The sequence below is a fragment of the Alkalilimnicola ehrlichii MLHE-1 genome, from assembly GCF_000014785.1.
Classification (GTDB): Bacteria; Pseudomonadota; Gammaproteobacteria; order Nitrococcales; family Halorhodospiraceae; genus Alkalilimnicola; species Alkalilimnicola ehrlichii.
In genome coordinates this window covers 407708-428675 of record NC_008340.1, presented here as the reverse complement: position 1 = coordinate 428675, position 20968 = coordinate 407708, and the positions used below count along the sequence as shown (strand labels likewise).

At 68.8% G+C, this 20968-nt stretch carries 21 protein-coding genes and 2 pseudogenes; 10 read left to right on the top strand and 13 right to left on the bottom strand.

Annotation, left to right across the window (positions count from 1 at the left end):
* Positions 1 to 97: 97 nt before the first annotated feature.
* Positions 98 to 355 (top strand): annotated as a pseudogene (locus MLG_RS15640) (phage integrase N-terminal SAM-like domain-containing protein); the annotation flags it as partial.
* On the top strand, positions 335 to 2182 hold the full coding sequence (gene tnpC, locus MLG_RS01945) for an IS66 family transposase (protein ID WP_269490054.1): 1848 nt from the start codon (positions 335 to 337) through the stop codon (positions 2180 to 2182). The pseudogene MLG_RS15640 and the gene tnpC, both read left to right, overlap by 21 nt.
* Positions 2183 to 2469: 287 nt before the next feature.
* Here tnpC and MLG_RS15325 read toward each other — a convergent pair.
* From MLG_RS15325 to glyA, 11 genes and pseudogenes are all read right to left on the bottom strand, one after another.
* Positions 2470 to 2652: pseudogene (locus tag MLG_RS15325) on the bottom strand (IS66 family transposase); the annotation flags it as partial.
* 173 nt (positions 2653 to 2825) lie between these two features.
* A complete protein-coding gene (locus MLG_RS01935; protein ID WP_041718192.1) occupies positions 2826 to 3464 on the bottom strand; it encodes a class I SAM-dependent methyltransferase in 639 nt (212 codons plus the stop codon).
* Positions 3465 to 3504: 40 nt separating this feature from the next.
* The gene (gene thiL / locus MLG_RS01930) at positions 3505 to 4470 is read right to left on the bottom strand and encodes a thiamine-phosphate kinase (protein ID WP_011628131.1); all 966 of its coding nucleotides are present in this window, start codon (positions 4468 to 4470) and stop codon (positions 3505 to 3507) included.
* Positions 4471 to 4480: 10 nt separating this feature from the next.
* Positions 4481 to 4609: a DUF2889 domain-containing protein gene (locus tag MLG_RS15635; protein ID WP_232209274.1), complete on the bottom strand. Its 129-nt coding sequence runs from the start codon at positions 4607 to 4609 to the stop codon at positions 4481 to 4483.
* A 2-nt stretch (positions 4610 to 4611) separates the two neighbouring features.
* The gene (gene nusB, locus MLG_RS01925; protein WP_011628130.1) at positions 4612 to 5148 is read right to left on the bottom strand and encodes a transcription antitermination factor NusB; all 537 of its coding nucleotides are present in this window, start codon (positions 5146 to 5148) and stop codon (positions 4612 to 4614) included.
* Positions 5145 to 5615 carry a 6,7-dimethyl-8-ribityllumazine synthase gene (gene ribH, locus MLG_RS01920; RefSeq protein WP_011628129.1) on the bottom strand — a complete coding sequence of 157 codons (471 nt, stop codon included), beginning with the start codon at positions 5613 to 5615 and terminating at the stop codon, positions 5145 to 5147. Before ribH ends, nusB begins: the two co-directional genes overlap by 4 nt.
* 12 nt (positions 5616 to 5627) lie before the next feature.
* Positions 5628 to 6743, bottom strand: a complete 1116-nt coding sequence (ribBA, locus tag MLG_RS01915; RefSeq protein ID WP_011628128.1) for a bifunctional 3,4-dihydroxy-2-butanone-4-phosphate synthase/GTP cyclohydrolase II — start codon at positions 6741 to 6743, stop codon at positions 5628 to 5630.
* A complete protein-coding gene (locus MLG_RS01910; protein ID WP_011628127.1) occupies positions 6744 to 7409 on the bottom strand; it encodes a riboflavin synthase in 666 nt (221 codons plus the stop codon). It lies immediately after the preceding gene.
* 31 nt (positions 7410 to 7440) lie between these two features.
* A complete protein-coding gene (ribD, locus tag MLG_RS01905; protein WP_011628126.1) occupies positions 7441 to 8550 on the bottom strand; it encodes a bifunctional diaminohydroxyphosphoribosylaminopyrimidine deaminase/5-amino-6-(5-phosphoribosylamino)uracil reductase RibD in 1110 nt (369 codons plus the stop codon).
* A gap of 10 nt (positions 8551 to 8560) precedes the next feature.
* Positions 8561 to 9013 (bottom strand): transcriptional regulator NrdR, encoded by a 453-nt coding sequence (gene nrdR / locus MLG_RS01900; protein WP_041717871.1) that lies wholly within the window; start codon positions 9011 to 9013, stop codon positions 8561 to 8563.
* Between the two features lie 12 nt (positions 9014 to 9025).
* On the bottom strand, positions 9026 to 10285 hold the full coding sequence (gene glyA / locus MLG_RS01895) for a serine hydroxymethyltransferase (protein ID WP_011628124.1): 1260 nt from the start codon (positions 10283 to 10285) through the stop codon (positions 9026 to 9028).
* Between the two features lie 272 nt (positions 10286 to 10557).
* Here glyA and MLG_RS01890 point away from each other — a divergent pair, with 272 nt between their 5' ends.
* Together MLG_RS01890 and MLG_RS01885 are read left to right on the top strand one after the other, a co-directional pair.
* Positions 10558 to 11409, top strand: a complete 852-nt coding sequence (locus tag MLG_RS01890; protein ID WP_011628123.1) for a hypothetical protein — start codon at positions 10558 to 10560, stop codon at positions 11407 to 11409.
* A gap of 78 nt (positions 11410 to 11487) precedes the next feature.
* A complete protein-coding gene (locus tag MLG_RS01885; protein ID WP_011628122.1) occupies positions 11488 to 12282 on the top strand; it encodes a thymidylate synthase in 795 nt (264 codons plus the stop codon).
* Between the two features lie 12 nt (positions 12283 to 12294).
* On the opposite strand, the gene nudE is transcribed toward MLG_RS01885, so the two are convergent.
* Complete coding sequence (nudE, locus tag MLG_RS01880; protein ID WP_041717870.1) at positions 12295 to 12849, bottom strand: ADP compounds hydrolase NudE; 555 nt, start codon at positions 12847 to 12849, stop codon at positions 12295 to 12297.
* 92 nt (positions 12850 to 12941) lie between these two features.
* Between nudE and yrfG the strand changes: the two genes are divergently transcribed.
* The 3 genes from yrfG to rho all read left to right on the top strand — a co-directional run bounded on the left by yrfG (position 12942) and on the right by rho (position 15533).
* Positions 12942 to 13628 carry a GMP/IMP nucleotidase gene (yrfG, locus tag MLG_RS01875; protein ID WP_011628120.1) on the top strand — a complete coding sequence of 229 codons (687 nt, stop codon included), beginning with the start codon at positions 12942 to 12944 and terminating at the stop codon, positions 13626 to 13628.
* 181 nt (positions 13629 to 13809) lie between these two features.
* Positions 13810 to 14136 carry a thioredoxin TrxA gene (gene trxA, locus MLG_RS01870; RefSeq protein ID WP_011628119.1) on the top strand — a complete coding sequence of 109 codons (327 nt, stop codon included), beginning with the start codon at positions 13810 to 13812 and terminating at the stop codon, positions 14134 to 14136.
* A 140-nt stretch (positions 14137 to 14276) separates the two neighbouring features.
* The gene (gene rho / locus MLG_RS01865; protein ID WP_011628118.1) at positions 14277 to 15533 is read left to right on the top strand and encodes a transcription termination factor Rho; all 1257 of its coding nucleotides are present in this window, start codon (positions 14277 to 14279) and stop codon (positions 15531 to 15533) included.
* Between the two features lie 319 nt (positions 15534 to 15852).
* Here the strand turns inward: rho and MLG_RS01860 are convergent, their stop codons facing one another.
* Entirely contained in the window at positions 15853 to 17064 is a 1212-nt protein-coding gene (locus MLG_RS01860) for a class I SAM-dependent rRNA methyltransferase (RefSeq protein ID WP_011628117.1), read from the bottom strand.
* A 234-nt stretch (positions 17065 to 17298) separates the two neighbouring features.
* Between MLG_RS01860 and MLG_RS01855 the strand changes: the two genes are divergently transcribed.
* Genes MLG_RS01855 through argA form a run of 3 tightly spaced genes read left to right on the top strand, consistent with a single transcriptional unit; the run spans position 17299 to position 20489 of the window.
* Positions 17299 to 17952 (top strand): TIGR04211 family SH3 domain-containing protein, encoded by a 654-nt coding sequence (locus MLG_RS01855; RefSeq protein WP_041717869.1) that lies wholly within the window; start codon positions 17299 to 17301, stop codon positions 17950 to 17952.
* A 37-nt stretch (positions 17953 to 17989) separates the two neighbouring features.
* Positions 17990 to 19150: an acetylornithine deacetylase gene (gene argE, locus MLG_RS01850; RefSeq protein WP_041717868.1), complete on the top strand. Its 1161-nt coding sequence runs from the start codon at positions 17990 to 17992 to the stop codon at positions 19148 to 19150.
* 4 nt (positions 19151 to 19154) lie between these two features.
* A complete protein-coding gene (gene argA / locus MLG_RS01845; RefSeq protein WP_011628114.1) occupies positions 19155 to 20489 on the top strand; it encodes an amino-acid N-acetyltransferase in 1335 nt (444 codons plus the stop codon).
* Positions 20490 to 20968 lie beyond the last annotated feature (479 nt).

The following is a 20968-nucleotide window of genomic DNA, read 5'->3' as shown; positions in this document are numbered from 1 at the left end:
CCTGCACGATAGAGGGAACGCGTCCGCCCATCTCCGGTTGCGTACCCCTAGGTCTCACGCTAGTGTATATAAATACAGCACTCAGGGAGGAGCCGCCATGGCTAGACGATCGCCGTTTCTCGATCAGGTACGTGATGCCATCCGGGTTCGGCACTATAGCATCCGCACTGAACAAGCCTATCTGACATGGATTCGCCGCTATATCCTGTTTCACGGAAAGCGCCATCCGGGGGAGATGGGCGCGGCACAGGTGAGGGCGTTTCTCACCGACCTGGCCGTCGAGCGGCATGTCGCCCCAGCGACGCAGAATCAGGCACTGAACGCGCTGGTCTTTCTGTATTCGAAGGTCCTTGAGCAACCACTCGGGGAGATTGGCGGCACAGTACGAGCGAAACGGCGGGAACGGCTCCCGGTTGTACTGAGTCGCGACGAGGTCTCCCGGCTGCTTGCAAATCTCTCCGGGGCGTACTGGTTGATCGCCTGCCTGCAGTACGGCTCGGGACTTCGGCTTCTGGAGAGTGTTCGACTGAGAGTGAAAGATGTCGATTTCAGGCACCGGGCCGTCTTCGTTCGTCGGGGAAAGGGTGGCAAGGATCGGGTCGTCACACTGGCCGACGAGTTGATCACGCCCCTGCAGCGTCAGGTCGCTGAGCTGGAGAAAAAGCTCGCCGAAAAGGACGCCCTGTTGGCCACCAAGGAAGCCCACTGGGCTGCCCGCGAGTGCTCCATGTTCGAGCAGATCCGGCTGCTGCTCGACAGCCGTTTCGGCCCCTCCACCGAACGCTACCACGTCGATCAGCAGCAACTGCAGTTCGACGAGGCCGAGCAGTATGCCGATGCACCGGTCACCGAACCGGAGGCAGAGGCCGCTCAAGCCGGCGAGACGGCCCCGAGCGTGCCGGCCAAGCGCCGGAACCGTGGCGGCCGCGTGCGGCTGCCCGCGGAACTGCCGCGGGTCGAGGTGGTGCACGATATCCCCGAGGCACAGCGCTACTGCCCGCATGACGGCAGCGAGCTGACCTGCATCGGCGAAGAGGTCACCGAGCAACTGGATGTCATCCCCGCCCGGGTGCAGGTCCGCCGCCACATCCGCCGCAAGTACGCCTGCAGATGCTGCGAAGAAGGCGTGCACACCGCAAGCATGCCGCCCCAACCGCTGCCCCGGAGCATGGCCAGCCCCGGATTGCTGGCCTACATCGCCACCGCCAAGTACGAATACGGGCTGCCGCTCTACCGCCAGGCCAAGGGCTTCGAGCGCAAGGGCATCCCGCTGCCGCGTAACACCCTGGCGCGCTGGATGGTGGGCGTCGGCGAGCTGCTCACCCCGCTGGGGCAGGCCCTGCAGGACCATCTACTGGCCCAGCCGCTCATCCACATGGATGAGACCACGGTCCAGGTGAACACCGAGCCGGGGCGAACGGCCTCCAGCACCTCCTACATGTGGGTCCAGCGCGGTGGTCCGCCCGGTGAGCAGGTGGTGCGCTACGACTACGACACCAGCCGCTCCGGCCGGGTCCCCCAGCGCCTGCTCGGCGACTATGCCGGCGTGCTGGTTACCGACGGCTACGAGGGCTATGCCCAGGTGGTGCGGGAGAATGGCATCACCCATGCCGGCTGCTGGGCGCATGCCCGGCGGAAGTTTGTCGAGGCCCAGAAGGTCCAGCCCAAGGGCAAGACCGGCAAGGCCGACTGGGCGCTGAGTCTGATCGGCAAGCTCTACCGCGTCGAACGCGAAGGCAAAACCCTGGACCCGGAGGATCGTCTGGTACTGCGTCAGCAGCAGAGCCGGCCGCTGATCGATAAACTCCAGCGCTGGCTGGAGAAGTCCATCACCCAGGTGCCGCCGAAGACCGCCATCGGCAAGGCCCTACGCTACCTCCAGACCCAGTGGCCCCGGCTGACCCGCTTTCTCGATGATGGGCGCATCCCGCTGGATAACAATCCGGCGGAGAACGCCATCCGGCCTTTCGTAGTGGGCCGAAAAAACTGGCTATTCAGTCACACCACCCAGGGCGCGGCGGCCAGCGCGATGATCTACAGCGTGATAGAGACGGCCAAGGCCAACGGGCTGGAGCCCTACGAGTACTTGGAAGATGTCCTCACCCGCCTGCCGGCTGCGGACACCGACCAGGCGATTCAAGCCCTGCTGCCCTGGAACTGGGGGAAGACCATACAGGCCTGAGACCGAGCTCGGTAAGTGGGCGGGGTGGACCGCTTACCCTTATCGAAGGCCCTACGTGGGATCGATGGTGGTCAGCCGGAGCCTCAGCCGGACCAGGCCGGTGCCTTTCAGTGGTGGCGACGGGCGCGTATGGCTGGGGGAACAGGCCCCGGTGGTCCAGCAGGCGTGGGCGACGCCCATCGGCACGGTGCTGGTCATCGGCCTGCTGCTCGGTGCGGCCGGCCTACTTTGCGGTGTTAGCGCATCACCATCTGAGGCGGTTTTTTTCGGCCCACCACGAAGGGCCGGATGGCGGTCTTCGGCGGCACCTGGGTGATGGACTTCTCTAGCCAGCGCTGGAGTTTGTCGATCAGCGGCCGGCGCAGCGCCAGGCAGCCGTCGGCATCGAGGGGCTTGCCCTCGCGTTCGATGCGGTAGAGCTTGCCGATCAGGCTCAGCGCCCAGTCGGCCTTGCCGGTCTTGCCTTTGGGGGTGTCACTTCCATATCGGAAAGGCGCGGCGTTACGTGGCGAGGTGGCGCACTTGGGGGCATTCATGGTTTCGGCCTACATTGCCGCTCGTGCACTTCTCCAGGCGGTCGGGGCGGCAGCGGGGCTGGTACTTGGTTTACACCAAACCTAGCGCGCTCTTCTGTGCGAATCCACTAAGGGCGTTGGTGGGTTGGCCACGGTCCTGATGCATGCGCTGGCCGCGCGACCGCGATGCAAGACGCACGACTGCCGTGGTGTGCCAACAGGGTAAATTCCTCCAACGCCAACCCGGCCGCCCGAATCTCCGCCCTGAATTCGTCCTCGTAGGTCACTCGGCCGAAGTCGATGGTGGTGACCCGCTTCAGCATCGGCTTAAGGGTTTCCATCCACCGGCTGGGCCGCTTCTGGATGGTCTGGGTGAAGTAGATGCGCCCGTCCGGTTTCAGCAGCGAGGCGCAGTGGCGCAGCGCCTGCTCGGGCTCCGGTAGCAGCATAAAACTGCCGGAGAAGTAGACCGCGTCGTAGGGGCCGCCCTGGTGGTCGTAGACGGACTCCAGTTGCACGCCGACGCGATCGGCCAGGGCGGAATCGCGAATCCGGCTGCGGGCGCGGTCCACGTAGTCGGTGTCGATGTCGATGCCGGTGATGCGCAGCCGTTTTTGCACGACCCGGTCCGCGTTTGCCAGCAGCGCACCGGCGGTGCCGATACCTACATCCAGCAGGGTCGCGTCTTCAGGCAGGCGATCAAGCACCTCGGCATACCACCGGGAGGTGAGCCTGAGGATGAGGGTGTCGTATATGAGGCTTCGAATCATGCCGTCCGATTGGCTTGGGGCCGGCCACCCCGGCCGGCTAGTTGAAGTGCTGATACCCCTGGCGGGTCAGGACCTGCGCCTTTCCGTCCCCTTGCAGGGTAATCGCCGAATCCTCGGTGATCCAGCCAATGCAGGTGCATCCAGCCGGCACATGTTGCAGGGCCGTTTGGAATGCCGCCTCGTTCTCGGGGGCCACCGCAAACAGCAACTCGTAGTCGTCGCCCCCGGACAGGGCCGCCCGCCCCGGTAAAGAGTCTTCGCAGTGCGCGCGGTACGCGGGCGAGAGCGGCAGGCTGTCGGCCTGCAGCACGGCCCCCAGCCCTTCGCCACCTTCCAACAGGTGCCCCAGGTCCGCGAGCAGGCCGTCGGAGATATCGATGGCGGCCCGAGCCAGGCCCGCCGCCGCGCGGCCTGCGGCCATCCGGGGGGTGGGGCGGTGCAGCCGGTCGATCAGAAAGCCGGCCGGGTCATCTCCGCCGGCAGACCGCACGCCCCGCTGCCACAGGGCCAGCCCCTGGGCGGCATCACCCAGGGTGCCGGTCACGTAGAGCCGGTCGCCGGCGCGGGCGCCGGTCCGGCGCAATGCCTGCGCGGGCGCCACCTCGCCCATGGCCTGGACCGTGATGGTGAGGGGCCCGCGGGTGGTGTCGCCGCCGACCAGGGCCACGTCCTGCTCGGCGGCCAGGCGGTGCAGGCCGCTGGAGAAGGCCGCCAGCCAGGCCTCGTCGATCTCCGGGAGGGTGAGCGCCAACTGGAACCAGCGGGGGCGGGCGCCCATGGCGGCCAGGTCGCTGAGGTTCACCGCCAGGGCCTTGTGGCCGACGGCGTCCGGCGGGGCGTCTTCGGGGAAGTGCACGCCGGCCACCAGGGTGTCCACGCAGGTGACCAGCAGTTGGCCCGGGGCGGGCTGCAGCAGGGCGGCGTCGTCACCCACCCCCAACACCACGCCCTCGCCCCTGGCGTCGGGCTGGAAGTAGCTGCGGATGAGTTGAAATTCGTCCATCCGCCGGGCCTCACTCCTCGGGGCGGAAGTGGCGCGGGTACAGCACCTGGACCGCTTCGCCAGCCTCGCGCCGATAGCCGTCGCACTCGATCTGGCGGCGGTGGATGGGGGTGCGCTCGGCGGCGGGTGGGAGGGGCATGGTCAGCGCCCCCGGCGTTTGCGGTCGGCCTCGATCTCGGTGGCGCGCAGGGGCAGGCCGCGGGCGAGCTTGTCCAGTACGCCGTTGATGTAGCGGTGGCTCTGCTCGGCGCCGAAGCGCTTGGCCAGGTTGACCGCCTCGTTGATGATCACCCGCCAGGGGGTGTCCATGCGCTCGGACAGTTCCCAGGCACCCAGGCGCAGCAGCGCCTTCTCCAGCGGGTCGAGGGTGCGCAGCGGGCGGTCGAGCAGCGGCTCCAGCGCCTGGTCCAGGTCGTTGAGCCGGGCGGGCACGCCGTGGAGCAGGGCCCGGAAATAGGGCCGGTCCAGGCCGTCGTGGGGATAGCGCGGGTAGTGCTCGTCGTCGCCCGCCTCCACCGGCGGCTCCTCCGGGTCGATCTCCAGGTGCTGGGCCTCGATGGCGCCCAGGTCCTGGCCGGTCATCTGCCACTGATAGAGGGCCAGCAGGGCCAGTTCACGGGCCCGGGCGCGGGCGCGGCGGCCCTGGCCGGGGGTGTTGGGGGACTCCGATGTGCTCATTCCGCCAGCTTCTTCATCAGCGAGACCATCTCCAGCGCCGACAGGGCGGCCTCGGCCCCCTTGTTGCCGGCCTTGGTGCCGGAGCGCTCGATGGCCTGTTCGATGGTGTCCACGGTCAGCACGCCGAAGGCGATGGGCAGGCCGGTGTCCATCATGGTGGCGGCCACGCCCTTGGTGCACTCCGAGGCCACGTACTCAAAGTGGGGGGTGCCGCCGCGGATCACCGCGCCGAGGGCGATGACGGCGCTGTAGCGGCCGGCCTCGGCGGTCTGTTGCACCGCCAGCGGCAGCTCAAACGACCCGGGCACGCGGATCAGGTCGATGTGGTCGTCGGGCACGCCGTGGCGGCGCAGGGCGTCGGCCGCCCCTTCCACCAGGTGGCCGACCACGAAGTCGTTGAACCGCGCCGCCACGATGGCGAAGCGGGCCGATCCGGGATTCTGAAAGTCGCCTTCGATGATATTCATGGGCCGTTCCGTCTATTCAGGCTCTACGTATTCCACCACTTCCATGCCGAAGCCGGAAATGGCGTGCATACGCTTGGGGGCGGACAGTACGCGCATACGGCGCACGCCCACGTCGGTGAGGATCTGCGCGCCCAGGCCGTAGGTGCGCAGATCACTGCTGGAGCGCGCCTCCTCGCTCTCGTCGGCCTGACTGGCCTGCACCTGGTAGGCGCGCATGCGCTTGAGGATGTCGTCGCTGTCGTCGCGCCGGCGCAGCACCACCACCACGCCCTCCCCGGCCTCGGCCACCTGGCGCATGGCGGCGCGCAGCGGCCAACCGCAGTGCGGCCCATCGCTGGCGAAGACGTCGGAGAGGGTGTTCTGGACGTGCACCCGGACCAGGGTGGGGGTGTCCGGCTGGGGCCGGCCCTTGACCAGGGCGAAGTGCAGGGCATTGTCCACGTTGTCCTGGTAGGCGTAGAGGTGGAAGATGCCGTGCTCGGTGGGCAGGTCGCATTCGCCCACCCGTTCCACCGAGCGCTCGTTGCGGACGCGGTAGGCGATCAGGTCGGCGACCGTGCCGATCTTCAGGTTGTGCTCGCGGGCGAAGGCCATCAGGTCGTCGCGCCGGGCCATGGTGCCGTCCTCTTTGAGGATCTCGACGATCACCGCCGAGGGCTCGAAACCGGCCAGGCGGGCCAGGTCGCAGCCGGCCTCGGTGTGCCCGGCGCGGGTGAGCACGCCGCCGGGCTGGGCCATGAGCGGGAAGATGTGCCCCGGTTGGACCAGGTCCTCGGGCTTTGCGTGCGGCGCCACCGCGGCCTGCACGGTGCGCGCCCGGTCCGCGGCGGAGATGCCGGTGGTCACGCCGGTGGCGGCCTCGATGGAGACGGTGAAGTTGGTGGACTGGGCCTGCTCGGTGTCCTGGACCATGAGCGGCAGCCGGAGCTGCTCGCAGCGCTCGCGGGTGAGGGTCAGGCAGATGAGACCGCGGCCGTAGCGGGCCATGAAGTTGATGTCGTCGGGCCGGACCATGCTGGCCGCCATGACCAGGTCGCCCTCGTTCTCCCGGTCCTCGTCGTCCAGGATGACCGCCATGCGCCCTTCGCGCAGGTCCTCGATGATCTCGTCGATGCTGTTGAACGCCATTCACTTGCTCCCCGGCACCCGGCCAAAGCCGTGCGCCTCCAGGAATTCTCGGGTCACGCCCTGACCACCCGTGCCGCCGGCCGTCAGCAGGCGCTCCAGGTAGCGGGCGATGATATCCACCTCGAGGTTCACCCGGCTGCCCGGGCGCAATTGCCCCAGACGGGTGACCTCCAGGGTGTGGGGCACCAGGTTGACCTCAAACTCGGCGCCGTCCACCCCGTTCACCGTGAGGCTTACACCGTCCACGGTGATCGAGCCCTTGGCGGCGATGTAGCGGGCCAGCCCCTCGGGGGCGCGGAAGCGCCAGACCTCGCTGCGCCCGGCGGGGCGGCGCGAGACCACCTCGCCCAGGCCGTCCACGTGGCCGCTGACCAGATGGCCGCCCAGCGGGGTCTGCAGGGTGAGGGCCAGCTCCAGGTTGAGCGCATCGCCCTCGCCCAGGTCACCCAGGCTGGTGAGCCGCAGGGTCTCCACCGAGACATCGGCGGCGAAGGCATCGGCCGTCAGCTCCACGGCGGTGAGACAGACGCCGTTGACGGCGATGCTGTCGCCCAGCCGCACGCCGGTCAGGTCCAAATCGCCGGCGGCGATCCACAACCGCATGTCCTCGCCCCGGGGGTCCCGGCGCTGGATACGGCCCACTGCTTGTACGATCCCGGTGAACACGACACCCCTCCCACAACAACCCGCGAGTCTATCAGGTCCCGCTCCCCAGCCGCAGCGTCAACCGCAGATCCGGCCCCACCAAGCGGCAGTCCTGCACCCGGAGGGGCTGGCGCTGGCTCATCGTCTCCAGCCCCGGCCAGTGCAGCAGCGGCCGCGCCGCGTCGCCCATCAGGTGGGGCGCCAGGTAGAGCAGCCATTCATCCACCAGACCGGCGCGGCTCAAGGCCCCGCCCAGGGTCGGCCCGGCCTCCACCAGCACCTCATTGCACCCCTGACCGCCCAGCCAGTCCAGGGCCGCGCCCAGGTCCAGGCGCCCGTCCGCCAGCGGCAGCGCCACGCAGTGGGCGCCGGCGTCGGTCAGCCGCCGGATCTGTCCGGCGGCCACGTCCGGGCCGTGGAACAGGGTCGCGCCCTCGCCGCGGAGCAGGACCGCGTCCGCGGGGGTCCGCAGGTCGCGGTCGAGCACGCAGCGGCGCGGCTGGCGCGGCGCCTCGATGCCGGCATCGCGGACATCCAGGCGCGGGTCGTCCGCCAGCACGGTGCCGATGCCGGTGAGCATGGCGTCGCTGCGCGCCCGCCAGCGGTGGACGTCGGCCCGGGCCTGGGGCGAGGTGATCCAGCGGCTCTCGCCGGAGGCCATGGCGGTCCGCCCGTCGAGACTGGCCGCCGATTTCAGCCGCAGCCAGGGCCGCCCGGTGCGCATCCGCTGGGTGAAGCCGGGGTTCAGCGCCGCCGCCTGCTCGGCCATCAAGCCGGTGGCCACCTCCAGCCCGGCGGCGCGCAAGCGGCGCAGCCCGCGGCCGGCCACCTGCGGGTTGGGGTCGGTCATGGCCGCCACCACCCGGACCACGCCGGCCGCCAGCAGGGCCTCGCTGCAGGGCGGGGTGCGGCCGTGGTGGCTGCACGGCTCCAGGGTGACGTAGGCGGTGGCGCCGCTGGCCTGCTCGCCGGCCCGGTGCAGGGCCATGGCCTCCGCGTGGGGCTCGCCCGCCCGCTCATGCCAGCCCTCGCCGACGATAAGCCCGTCGCGCACCAGCACGCAGCCGACGGCGGGGTTGGGATGGGGCGGCTGCTGCGGGCGGCGGGCCAGGCGCAGGGCCCGGCCCATGAAGAGGTTGTCGGCGGGGGAGAAACCGGACATGGCGGGCGCGCTACCGCTTCTCCAGCCCTTCGATGACCTCCCGGAAGGCGGACACGTCCTCGAAGCTGCGGTAGACGGAGGCGAAACGCACGTAGGCCACCTGGTCGAGCTCGCGCAGCTCCTCCATGACCCACTCGCCGAGCTGCGAGGCCGACACCTCGCGCTCGCCGGTGGCGCGCAGGCGCTGACGGATGCGGAACAGCGCCGCCTCCACCGCCTCGGTGGCCACCGGCCGCTTTTCCAGCGCCCGCAGCATGCCCTGGCGCAGCTTGCCCTCGTCCCAGGGCTCGCGGGTGCCATCCCGCTTGACGATGCGCGGCAGCGCCAGCTCGGCGGTCTCGTAGGTGGTGAAGCGCTCGCCGCAGCGGTTGCACTCGCGGCGGCGGCGCACCTGCTCGCCCTCACTGGCCAGGCGGGAGTCGATCACCCGGGTGTCCTCGAACTGGCAGTAAGGGCAACGCATCACGTAAAGGCCTCAGCCCTGTTGGTAGACCGGCAGGCGGCGGCAGACCTGGGTGACCTGCTCGCGCACCCGCGCAATCACGTCCTCGTTCTCGATGTCATCCAGCACGTCGGCCATCCAACCAGCCAGCTCGCGGCACTCCTCTTCCTTGAAGCCGCGGGTGGTGATCGCCGGGGTGCCAATGCGCAGGCCGGAGGTGACAAAGGGCGACTGCGGATCGTTGGGCACGGTGTTCTTGTTGACCGTGATGTGCGCCTTGCCCAGGGCGGCGTCGGCGGCCTTGCCGGTCAGCCCCTTGTCCACCAGGTCGATCAGGAACAGGTGATTGTCGGTGCCGCCCGAGACCACCTTGTAGCCGCGCTCGATCAGCCCCTGGGCCATCGCCCGGGCGTTTGCGACCACCTGCTGCTGATAGGCCTTGAACTCCGGCTCCAGGGCCTCTTTGAAGGCCACGGCCTTGCCGGCGATGGCGTGCATCAGCGGCCCGCCCTGGGTGCCGGGGAAGACCAGCGAGTTGAGCTTTTTCTCCACCTCGGCGTTGGCCCGGGCCAGGATCAGGCCACCGCGCGGGCCGCGCAGGGTCTTGTGGGTGGTGGTGGTGGTGACATCGGCGATCTGCACCGGGCTCGGGTAGACACCGGCGGCGACCAGGCCCGCCACGTGGGCCATATCCACCAGCAGGTAGGCGCCCACCGAATCGGCGATGTCGCGCAGGCGCTGCCAGTCCACCACCCGGGAGTAGGCGGAGAAGCCGCCGATAATCATCTTCGGCTGGTGCTCCTTGGCCAGGCGCTCGAGCTGGGCGTAGTCCAGCTCGCCGGTGTCGGGGCAGACGCCGTACTGCACGGCGTTGAACAGCCGCCCGGAGAAGTTCACCTTGGCGCCGTGGGTCAGGTGCCCGCCGTGGTCCAGGCTCATGCCCAGGATGGTGTCGCCGGGCTGGAGCAGCGCCAGATAGACGGCCGCGTTGGCCTGGGAGCCGGAGTGCGGCTGCACATTGGCGTAGTCGGCGCCAAAGAGCTGCTTGGCCCGCTCGATGGCCAGGCGCTCGGCCTCGTCCACATGCTCGCAGCCCCCGTAATAGCGCTTGCCCGGGTAGCCCTCGGCATACTTGTTGGTGAGTACGCTGCCCTGGGCCTCGAGCACCCGGGGGCTGGCGTAGTTCTCGGAGGCGATCAGCTCGATGTGATCCTCCTGCCGACGGCGCTCGGCCTCCATGGCCTCGGAGAGTTCCGGGTCAAAGCTGGCGATGGTCATATCACGGGAGAACATTGAGGCTCCTGCACTGCACGAGACTGACGTGGTTGTCGGGTAGGCTTGGGACGGACGGGCTCCGGCCTCGCCCAGGATAGACCCGCCATGATAACCGATGCGGTGGATCGATGCATCGCCTCCCCGCCCTTTCCGGCCTGCCGCTGGAGTGGCGCAGCCAGGCACGATAGTATAAAAGGACTAGAGATGGGCCGACTGCGCCGCCGGGTGCCTGTGGCTCCGGGCGGCGACCCCCCGGTGTGGTCCGCCGCCCCCTTCAGGCTGAGGCTGATATGCAGAGCGCGAAATCGGGCGACCCGAACCCCACGCATCAGCAGGAGATAAACCGGCTCCGGCGCGAGCTGCAGGAGGCGCGCGCCCGGCTGGCGGAGGACGCCGCCTATTACCGGGCCGAGCTCGAGGCCAGCCGCCAGCGTATCGAGAACCGCCACCTGCGCTCACAGGCCAGCGAGGTGGCCAAGCGCCGGCGCGCCGAGGAGAGCCTGGCCCATCTGCGTGGCGAGCTGAAACGCACCAAGGCGGAACTCACCCAGCTGCGGGAGCAGCATGAGGAACTCACCCAGAAGCTGCTGGATCAGGAGGAGGCCCTGCAGGGCCGGGCCGGCGTCGACCCCGAGCGGGTGCACGAGGCCAGCCGCGCCGCCTGGGCCAACACGGAGCAGGAGCTGCACCGGATCCGCACGGAGAACGAGCGCCTGCGCAAGGCGCTGAGCCGGGAGCGCACCCTGCGGCGCCAGCTCGAGGCCACCCTCAGCCGCATCCACGCGGCGGGGCGACACCAGCGGCGCGAGCCCCTGCGCGGCGCCCCACAACCGGCCGGCTCCATCGGCACCAGCCGGGCGGGCCGCGGACAATACCAGGAGCTTTCGGCCCGGGGCATCCAGAGCGTCTATCAGGCCTACCTTCGCCCCACCGGGGCGCAGGAGGAGTATCGCCGGCCTTCCGACCCCGGCGGCTTCAGCGAGCAGATGCCGCGGCTACGCCGCGCCCAGGACGAGAGCATCTGGCAGCAGCAGCGGGTGCCGCTGCCGGTGGACGATATCGACGAAAGCTTCCTGGAACTGCCCTCCGACCGCTCCATCCAGGCCACGGACGAAGACACCGAGTCGGATCCCAAGGCATAATCCCGGTGGGCACCCGCTGCCGCCGCCCCCACTGGTGCGGCGGCGGGCACTCTCTGAACCCCGGACCTCACGGAGCTTATGCAAGCCTACCTGGACCTCATGGCGCACGTGCGCCACCACGGCACCCCCAAGAGCGATCGCACCGGTACCGGCACCCTGTCGGTGTTTGGCCATCAGATGCGCTTCGATCTCAGCCGCGGCTTCCCGGTGGTCACCACCAAGAAGTTGCACCTGCGCTCGATCATCCACGAGCTGCTCTGGTTTCTCAGCGGCGATAGCAACATCGCCTACCTCAAGGCCAATGGCGTCAGCATCTGGGACGAGTGGGCGGATGAGAACGGCGACCTGGGGCCGATCTACGGGGTGCAGTGGCGCTCCTGGCCCACCCCCGATGGCCGGCGGGTGGATCAGCTGGCCCAGGTGCTGCGGGACCTGCGCGAGCACCCGGACTCCCGGCGCCACCTGGTCTCGGCCTGGAATGTGGGTGAACTGCCCAATATGGCGCTGCCCCCCTGCCATACCCTGTTCCAGTTCTATGTCGCCGAGGGCCGGCTCTCCTGTCAGCTCTACCAGCGCAGCGCGGACATCTTCCTGGGGCTGCCCTTCAACATCGCCAGCTACGCCCTGCTGACCCATATGGTGGCCCAGGTCTGCGACCTGAAACCGGGGGAGTTCATCTGGACCGGCGGCGACTGCCACCTCTACACCAACCACCTGGAACAGGCGGACCGGCAGCTGCAGCGCGAGCCGCTGCCCCTGCCGCGATTGCGCCTGAACCCGGAGGTCCGGGACCTGTTCGCCTTCCGTTACGAGGACATCGCCCTGGAGGGTTATCAGCACCACCCGCCGATCAAGGCGCCGGTGGCGGTCTGAAGCGCTGGCCGGTTACCGGGCCTCGCGGGCCCGCAGGTGGTCGCGGGCCAGGTAGAGGGCGGCGAGGCTGCGCGCTTCGCTGAAGTCCTCCTGGGCCAGTAAGCCCTCCAGGTCGTCCAGCGCCCAGGGCACCACCTGGATAGGCTCCGGTTCGTCGCCGGGCAGACGGGAGGGGTAGAGATCCTGCGCCAGGATCACCTCGGTGCGGTGGGCGAGGTAGCCGGGCGCCAGGCTCAGCGAGCGCAGCCACTCGAGCCGCCGGGCGGCCACGCCCACCTCCTCCTGCAGTTCACGGTTGGCGGCATCCAGCAGCGGCTCGTCCTTCTCCACCCGCCCCTTGGGCAGGCCCAGCTCGTAACGCCCGGTGCCGGCCGCGTATTCCCGGATCAACTGCGCCCGCCCCTGGCCGTCCACGGCCACGATCAGCACCGCACCGTGGGAGGTCCCGCCCAGACGTTCGTACTCCACCTCGGCACCGTTACTGAAACGCAGCCCCACCGCCTCGACGCGGAAGAGCCGCGAACGGGCCACCGTGCGGCGATGCAGGATCTCGGGGTACTTGCTCATGGGGCGCGGCACTCTCAATCCGGTAACCAGGTTTCGATTGTACACGCCCGCCGCGCATACCCCAGTACCGCCCCGGGTGGTAGAATCCAGCCATGGCAACCACCGCGCCCACCATCGATTGGTCCCGCACCGACACCGTCCTGCTGGACATGGACGGCACGCTGCTCGATCTGCGCTTCGACAACCTCTTCTGGAAACACCACCTGCCCCACCGGCTGGCGACCCTGAAGGGCCTGGAGCCGGCTCAGGCCGAGCAGGAGGTGTTCCCGCGGATGGCACGGCTTCAGGGGCGGATCGAGTGGTACTGCCTGGATTACTGGAGCCGGGAGCTGGCGGTGGATATGATGGCGCTGAAACGGGAGATCGCCCACCTGATTGACTGGCGCCCCTACGCCCGGGACTTTCTCCAGGCCCTGGGCCGCAGTGGCAAGCGCCGGGTCCTGGTGACCAATGCCCACCCGGATGTGTTGCGACTGAAGATGGCGCACACGGGCCTGGCCGCCCACCTGGACGCGGCGGTGAGCGCCCATGAGCTGGAGCGGCCCAAGGAGGAGGACGGCTTCTGGCACCGGCTGCAACAGCGCGCGCCCTTCCGGCCCGGGCGCAGTGTGCTGATTGACGATAACCTGGCCGCATTGGCCAGCGCCCGGCGCTATGGCATCGCCACGGTACTGGGCATCCGCCAGCCGGACAGCGGGTCCGCGCCGCTCATGGCCGCCGACGTGCCGCTGCTGGGCTGCTTCCGCCAGGTGCTGCCGCCGGCCCAGGTCACTGGATAAACGCGACATTACGCCATTTGACACGCCAACCCGCGCCCGCTATCGTTAGCGCAAAATAGGTAGGCTCATACCTGCAGCCAGCGTCATCCCGGGTACCTGCTCAGCCAATAAGCGAGTACTATCCCCTTAAATCCCCTAAGCGCATCATTTTACGCCGAACAGCCAATCGGGAGGCTTTATCGTGAGCGGACAGATCGTGCACGCCACCGATCAGAATTTCGAAGACGAAGTGATCAAGGCCGGCGAGCCGGTACTCGTGGACTACTGGGCCGACTGGTGCGGTCCGTGCAAGATGATCACCCCGATCCTGGACGAGGTCGCCTCCGAATACGCGGGCAAGCTCAAGGTGGTCAAGCTGAACATCGACGAGAACCCGGAAACCCCGCCGAAGTACGGCATCCGTGGTATCCCCACGCTGATGCTGTTCAAGAACGGCGGTGTGGAGGCCACCAAGGTGGGTGCCCTGTCCAAGTCGCAGCTGACGGCTTTTATCGACAGCAACCTGTAAGCCCCCAAAGCCTTTAGCCGGGGCGCCCCTGCGGCGCCCCGCCTCCCCAGCTCAAACAGCACCTGTATCCAGACTCCCAGTCGCAAAGGCACCGCCCGGTGCGCTTTGCCCGACCCCGCCATGATCCGAAAGCAGACACCATGAACCTGACGGAACTAAAACAGAAACCCGCCGCTGAACTGATGAAACTGGCCCAGGAACTGGGCGTGGAGGGGACGGCCCGCTCGCGCAAGCAGGACGTCATCTTTTCCATACTCAAGTCGCAGGCCAAAGGTGGCGAACCCATCTACGGCGATGGCGTGTTGGAGATCCTGCAGGATGGCTTCGGCTTTCTGAGGTCTGCCGACAGTTCATACATGGCGGGGCCGGACGATATCTACGTCTCGCCGAGCCAGATCCGGCGCTTCGCGCTGCGCACCGGCGACACCATCGCGGGCAAGATCCGCCCGCCCAAGGATGGTGAGCGCTACTTCGCGCTGCTCAAGGTCAATGAGATCAACTTCGAGCCGCCGGAGAACGCCAAGCACAAGGTGCTGTTCGAGAACCTCACGCCGCTGCACGCCACCGAGCGTATGCGCATGGAGCGCGGCAACGGCTCCACGGAAGATCTCACCGCGCGGATCATCGACCTGATCGCCCCCATCGGTAAGGGCCAGCGCGGCCTGCTGGTTTCGCCGCCCAAGGCGGGTAAGACGATGCTGCTGCAGCACATCGCGCAGAGCATCACCGCCAACCACCCCGAGACCTATCTGATCGTGCTGCTGATCGACGAGCGCCCGGAGGAGGTCACGGAGATGCAGCGCTCGGTGCGCGGCGAGGTGGTCTCCTCGACCTTCGACGAGCCGGCCAGCCGCCACGTGCAGGTGGCGGAGATGGTGATCGAGAAGGCCAAGCGGCTGGTGGAGCACAAGAAGGATGTGGTGATCCTGCTGGATTCCATCACCCGTCTGGCCCGGGCCTATAACACGGTGGTGCCTTCGTCGGGCAAGGTGCTGACCGGCGGTGTGGACGCCAATGCCCTGCACCGGCCGAAGCGTTTCTTCGGTGCGGCGCGCAATGTGGAGGAAGGCGGCAGTCTGTCGATCATCGCCACGTCGCTGGTGGACACCGGCTCGCGGATGGATGAGGTGATTTACGAGGAGTTCAAGGGCACCGGCAATATGGAGCTGCACTTGGACCGGCGCATCTCCGAGAAGCGGATCTACCCGGCGGTGAACATCAACCGTTCGGGCACCCGCCGCGAGGAGTTGCTGATGAAGCCGGACGAGTTGCAGAAGGTGTGGATCCTGCGCAAGCTGCTGCACCCGATGGACGACCTGGCCGCCATCGAGTTCCTGCTGGACAAGCTGAAGGACACCAAGACCAACGGCGAGTTCTTTGACTCGATGAAGCGGTGACCTGCTAGCGGGACCCCGCTGCGCTGACCAGCCGGCCGGTGCGGGGGTGTTTTTCGGGCTCAGTCCGGGGTGCACGCTCTGTCAGGCTTACGGTATATCCGGGTCGGTCCTGCCGAGAGGCCCTTGGGGTGCTTCGGTTGCGGATCGTAGGCCGCAGGGATGCGGCCTTCGAGCGTACAGGGATGTATTCACAGCGTATCCGCAACCGAAGCACCCCAAGGGCCGACCCGCACCCCCCGAAGCCCCCGGCAGACCCAGCACCCGCCATACCAAAGCGGAGCCCCAGCACCAACTAGCGGAGAGGGCCGCCAAAAGCCCGCTAAGGCATGCTCCCCGCCGGCAACACCCGGCAGAAGGCGGCCTTCAGGTAGCGGGTCTCGGGGATCGCCGGGTGCACCGGGTGGTCCGGCCCCTGGTGACCCAGGGCCACCACGCGCAGGCTGCGCTCCAGGTGGCGCGCCCCCGCCTGGGCCGCGTCCAGCAGCCGCTGCTCCGGCAGGTGCGCCGAGCAGGAGGCCGTCACCAGCAGGCCCTCCTTGTTCAGCAACTGCATCGCCATCCGGTTCAACCGCTGATAGGCCTTGAAACCCTGACGGAAATCCTTCTTGCGCTTGATAAAGGCCGGCGGGTCCACCACCACCACATCGAAGCGCTCATTGGCCTGGCGCAACTCCGCCAAGGCATCGAAGGCGTCCCCCTGTACCCCCGCCACCTGGTCGGACACGCCATTCAGGGCGGCATTCTCCGCGACACCGTCCAGGGCCTGCTCCGAGCTGTCGACGCAGAAGACCTCGGCCGCGCCGGCCACCGCCGCCTGCACCCCCCAAGCGCCCATGTAGCTGAACACATCCAGCACCCGCCGCCCCGGGACCCAGGGCCGCAGCGCCTGACGGTTCATCCGGTGGTCGTAATACCAGCCGGTCTTCTGCCCGGTGGTCGCGGGCACCTGGAAGCGCACCCCGTTCTCCACCACCTCCAGGGTCTGCGCCTCCGGCCCACTGCCCCAGGCCTGATACCGCGTCAGCCCCTCCAGCTCGCGCACCGCGCTGTCACAGCGCAACAGCACCGGCCCCTCACCCAGCACCCGGCCCAGCGCTGTGACAATGCTGTCGCGGACCCGCTCCATCCCCGCCGTGTTCACCTGCACCACGCAGGCATCACCGAACCGGTCGATCACCAGCCCCGGCAGGCCGTCCGCCTCACCATGCACCAGCCGGTAATAGGGCGCATCGAACAACCGCTCCCGCAGGCCCAGCGCCAGCTTCAGCCGGTGGACCAGCAGCGACTCATCCAGCCGGTACCGGCTGTCCCGGCTCACCAGCCGGGCGCAGATCAGCGAGCCCGGGTTGACGTACACCGTGCCCAGGGCGTGGCCGCGGCTGTCCACCAGGAGCGCGTCCTGGCCCGGTTCGAAGGCCTTCAGCGGGGTCGCGTCGATATCCACCTCGTTGCTGAACACCCACAAGTGGCCGGCGCGCAGGCGCTTGTCCTCACCGGGTTTCAGGCGTAATGGGGGCAATGCTGCCGTCATCGGGACCTCCTCGAAGCGGGCTTGGTGGGCGGGGCGGCATTGTCGCACCCCCGCCCGCGTTCACCAAGCAGCGCCGCGTGCCGCCGGCCGCACGCAAGCAACCCGCGCACGCACGGTTTTTACCCGCCCGCCCATCGGCTAAACTCTGCCCTCCCGCCCCGTTTTCCGCGGGCTCCGGGAGGGCGAAGCGACTCTCGCCCCAGTCCACCCCACTCGAAGCCCTGGAGGTTGCCGGTGCGCCGGATTTGCTTGCTGTTGCTCCTGTTACTCACCGCCCTGCCCCTGACCGCCCATGCCCAGGTCTACGTCAGCGATCAGCTCGAGGTGGCCAAGCGCAGCGGCCCGAGCATGCAGCACCGCATCCTGCGCTTCGTAAGCTCCGGCACGCAGTTGCAGCAGCTGGACAGCAGCGGTGACTGGACCCAGGTGCGCGACGGCCAGGGCCGTGAGGGCTGGATCGAGACCCGGCACCTGATGAACGAGCCCAGCGCCCGGCAGCGGCTGGAGGCGGCCAACCGCCGGGTGGAAGCGGCCGAGGAGGCGCGCGAGGAGATGGCGGCGCAACTGGCCGAGACCCGCGAGCACGCCGACGAGCTGGCCGAACGGGTGGCGGCGCTGGAGAGCGAGCGCGACCGCCTGGAGGCCCGCCTGGAGGATGCCCGCGAGGGCCTTGAGCTGGCCGACGAACACCAGCGCCTGCAGACCACCATCAGCGATCTGCAGGCGGAGATCCGTGAACTGGAGGCGGACAAGACCGCCCTCGCCCGCCAGACCCAGCGCGACTGGTTCCTGGCCGGGGCCGGCGTGCTGCTGGTGGGGCTCATTCTCGGCCTTATCCTGCCGCGGATCCGCTGGAAGCGCCGCCGTGGCTGGGGTGATACCCTGTAACGACCTGGGACAAGCAGCGGAGAACAACGGGGTGGCCATGAGCGGTGAGGCGCCGGCATTGATGGACATGCTGAGGGGGCTGATTGCCACCCCCTCGGTCAGCAGCGTGGACCCGGCCCTGGACCAGGGCAACCGCGAGGTCATCGATCTGCTCGCCGGCTGGGCCGAGGCCGCCGGCTTCGTGTGCGAGATCCAGCCGGTACCCGGCCATCCGGACAAGGCCAACCTGATCGCCACCCTGGGCCGCGGCCCCGGCGGGCTGGTGCTCTCCGGGCACACCGATACCGTACCCTACGACGGTGCGCTCTGGACCTCTGACCCCTTTGTGCTCACCGAGCGCGACGGCCGCCTTTACGGCCTGGGCACCACCGACATGAAGTCCTTCCTGGGCCTGGCCCTGGAGGCCGCCCGCGGCCTGCGCGCGCAGGACCTCAAGCAACCGCTGGTGCTGCTGGCCACCGCCGACGAGGAGTCGGGCATGACCGGCGCCCGCGCCCTGGTGGAGAGCCAACACCCCCTGGGCCGGCACGCGATCATCGGCGAGCCCACCAACGGCCGCCCGGTGCGCACGCACAAGGGCATGATGATGGAGGCCATCCGCATCGAGGGACACTCCGGCCACTCCAGCAACCCGGCCCTGGGCCGCAACGCCCTGGAGCTGATGACCCGGGTGCTCAACGCCCTGCTGGAGTGGCGCGGCGAGCTGCAGGCGCAGTACCAGGACGCCCGGTTCGACGTCCCGGTGCCCACCATGAACCTGGGGCACCTGCACGCCGGCGACAACCCCAACCGCATCTGCGGCGAGGCGGAGCTGCACATCGACATCCGCCCGCTGCCGGGAATGGGCCTGGAGGAGCTGCGCTACCTGCTGCGCCAACGGCTGGAGGCGGCGCTGGGCGAGCAGGCCCGCTACCTGCACCTGCGCTCGCTGTTCCCGGGGCTGCAGCCCATGGCCACCCCGGAGACGGCGGAGATCGTGCGCGCCAGCGAACAGCTCACCGGCTTCCCGGCCGAGGCGGTGGCCTTCGGCACCGAGGCACCCTTCCTGCGCGACATGGGGCTGGACGTGGTGGTGATGGGGCCCGGCGACATCGCCCAGGCCCACCAGCCGGACGAATACCTGGCGCTGGACCGGCTCACGCCCACGGTGGAGCGGCTGCGCCGGCTGATCAAGCAGTTCTGCGTCGACCCGGCCTGACCCGATGAAGACCAGCGATCTGGACCCGGAACTCTACGTGCGCTGGTTCCGCAACAGCGCGCCCTATATCAACGCCCACCGGGGGCGCACCTTTGTGGTGGCCTTCTCCGGCGCGGCGCTGCAGGACGGCGACTTCCCCGACATCATCCACGACCTGGCGCTGCTCTCCAGCCTGGGTGTGCGCCTGGTGCTGGTGCCCGGGGCCCGGCCGCAGGTGGAGGCGCGCCTGCGCGAGCGCGGCGCCGAGCTGCGCTATGTCAACGGCCTGCGGATCACCGACGATGCGGCCCTGGCCTGCGTGAAGGAGGCGGTGGGCGCGGTGCGCCTGGAGATCGAGGCGCTGTTCACCATGGGCCTGGCCAATTCGCCGATGGCCGGCGCGCGCCTGCGACTGGCCTCCGGCAATCTGGTGACGGCCCGGCCCCTGGGGGTGCGCGACGGGGTGGACTACCAGCACACCGGTGAGGTGCGCCGGGTGGATGCCGAGGGCATCCGCGCCCGCCTGGACGATGGCGATATGGTGCTGCTCTCGCCGCTGGGCTGTTCGCGCACGGGCGAGGTGTTCAACCTGGCCGGCGATGAGGTGGCGCTGGAGGCGGCGCGGGCGTTGCGGGCCGACAAGCTGATCTTTCTGCAGGAGGGCGAGTCGGTCTGCGATGACCGGGGCCAGCGGGTGGGCGAGATGACGCTGAGCCAGGTCCGGGCCCTGCTGAACGCGCCGCCGCGCTGCCTGACGAAGGAGACCGGCCGCCTGCTGGAGCGCGCGCTGCGGGCGTGCAGTTCCGGGGTGCATCGGGTGCACCTGCTGGACCGGCACCGAGACGGGGCCCTGCTGTTGGAGTTGTTTACCCGCGACGGGGTGGGGACGCTGGTGACGCCGGAGCGGTTTGAGACCCAGCGCCGCGCCACGCCGGAGGATGTGCCGGGGATTGTGGCCCTGCTGGAGCCGCTGGAGCGGGATGGCACGCTGGTGAGCCGGCCGCGGGATCTGCTGGAGACGGATATCGACCACTTCATTGTGGTGGAGCGCGATGGCAGCATTATCGCCTGCTCGGCGCTCTACCCGATCCCGGGCTCGACCACGGGCGAGCTGGCGGGCTTCGCGGTGCATCCCGATTACCGGGGCGGTGGCCGGGGCGACGCCCTGCTGGCCCAGGTGGAGGCCGACGCCCGGGCGGAAGGGCTGGACCGGCTTTACGTGCTGACGACCCGGACGGCGCACTGGTTCCAGGAGCGGGGGTTCCAGCCGGCCGCGCCGGAGGACCTGCCCGAGGCCCGGCGCAGGGCCTACGATCAGAATCGGGCGTCGCGGGTTTTCGTCAAGTCCCTGGTTGGTTGAGTGTCGGGCCCGGTAGGTTTCGGAGCATGTGCCGGCTTCGGGCCTTCGGGCCTTTGGGGCTCTCGGGGGCTTCGGAGGGGGGTCTTCTCCGGGGCGGGGATAACGGTCGCGGACACGCAGCAAGTACGTCCCTGTAGCTCGTAAGCGGCATCCCTGCCGCTTACGGTCCGCGACCGTTATCCCCGCCCCGGAGAAGACCACGACACATGATTGGCGCCGGTGTCATTCCTTTGAGTGTCCCCCTCCCAATGCAAGGCGGCGAACAGATAGCTGGGGGCACCGGCGTGTCTGCGTGCGCATCACCAGCGCCGAGAGGAGTAGGGCTAACGAAGGAGACGGCATCGGGGACACCCCGGCCCCAAACGGATGACAGGGGGAGCGGGGGCTTCCGTTACGGATCGTAGGCGGCAGGGATGCCGCCTACGAGCTACAGGGACGTACTTGCAGCGTATCCGTAACGGAAGCCCCCGCTCCCCCGA

Coding starts and splice junctions, on each gene's coding strand:
- rho (WP_011628118.1), top strand. CDS start 14,277: ATGAACCTGACGGAACTAAAACAGAAACCCGCCGCTGAACTGATGAAA.
- nudE (WP_041717870.1), bottom strand. CDS start 12,849: ATGAGCAAGTACCCCGAGATCCTGCATCGCCGCACGGTGGCCCGTTCG.
- ribD (WP_011628126.1), bottom strand. CDS start 8,550: ATGTCCGGTTTCTCCCCCGCCGACAACCTCTTCATGGGCCGGGCCCTG.
- ribBA (WP_011628128.1), bottom strand. CDS start 6,743: ATGGCGTTCAACAGCATCGACGAGATCATCGAGGACCTGCGCGAAGGG.
- glyA (WP_011628124.1), bottom strand. CDS start 10,285: ATGTTCTCCCGTGATATGACCATCGCCAGCTTTGACCCGGAACTCTCC.
- yrfG (WP_011628120.1), top strand. CDS start 12,942: ATGGCAACCACCGCGCCCACCATCGATTGGTCCCGCACCGACACCGTC.
- MLG_RS01890 (WP_011628123.1), top strand. CDS start 10,558: ATGCAGAGCGCGAAATCGGGCGACCCGAACCCCACGCATCAGCAGGAG.
- MLG_RS01885 (WP_011628122.1), top strand. CDS start 11,488: ATGCAAGCCTACCTGGACCTCATGGCGCACGTGCGCCACCACGGCACC.
- MLG_RS15635 (WP_232209274.1), bottom strand. CDS start 4,609: ATGCCCCTCCCACCCGCCGCCGAGCGCACCCCCATCCACCGCCGCCAG.
- thiL (WP_011628131.1), bottom strand. CDS start 4,470: ATGGACGAATTTCAACTCATCCGCAGCTACTTCCAGCCCGACGCCAGG.
- nusB (WP_011628130.1), bottom strand. CDS start 5,148: ATGAGCACATCGGAGTCCCCCAACACCCCCGGCCAGGGCCGCCGCGCC.
- MLG_RS01860 (WP_011628117.1), bottom strand. CDS start 17,064: ATGACGGCAGCATTGCCCCCATTACGCCTGAAACCCGGTGAGGACAAG.
- ribH (WP_011628129.1), bottom strand. CDS start 5,615: ATGAATATCATCGAAGGCGACTTTCAGAATCCCGGATCGGCCCGCTTC.
- argE (WP_041717868.1), top strand. CDS start 17,990: ATGAGCGGTGAGGCGCCGGCATTGATGGACATGCTGAGGGGGCTGATT.
- argA (WP_011628114.1), top strand. CDS start 19,155: ATGAAGACCAGCGATCTGGACCCGGAACTCTACGTGCGCTGGTTCCGC.
- nrdR (WP_041717871.1), bottom strand. CDS start 9,013: ATGCGTTGCCCTTACTGCCAGTTCGAGGACACCCGGGTGATCGACTCC.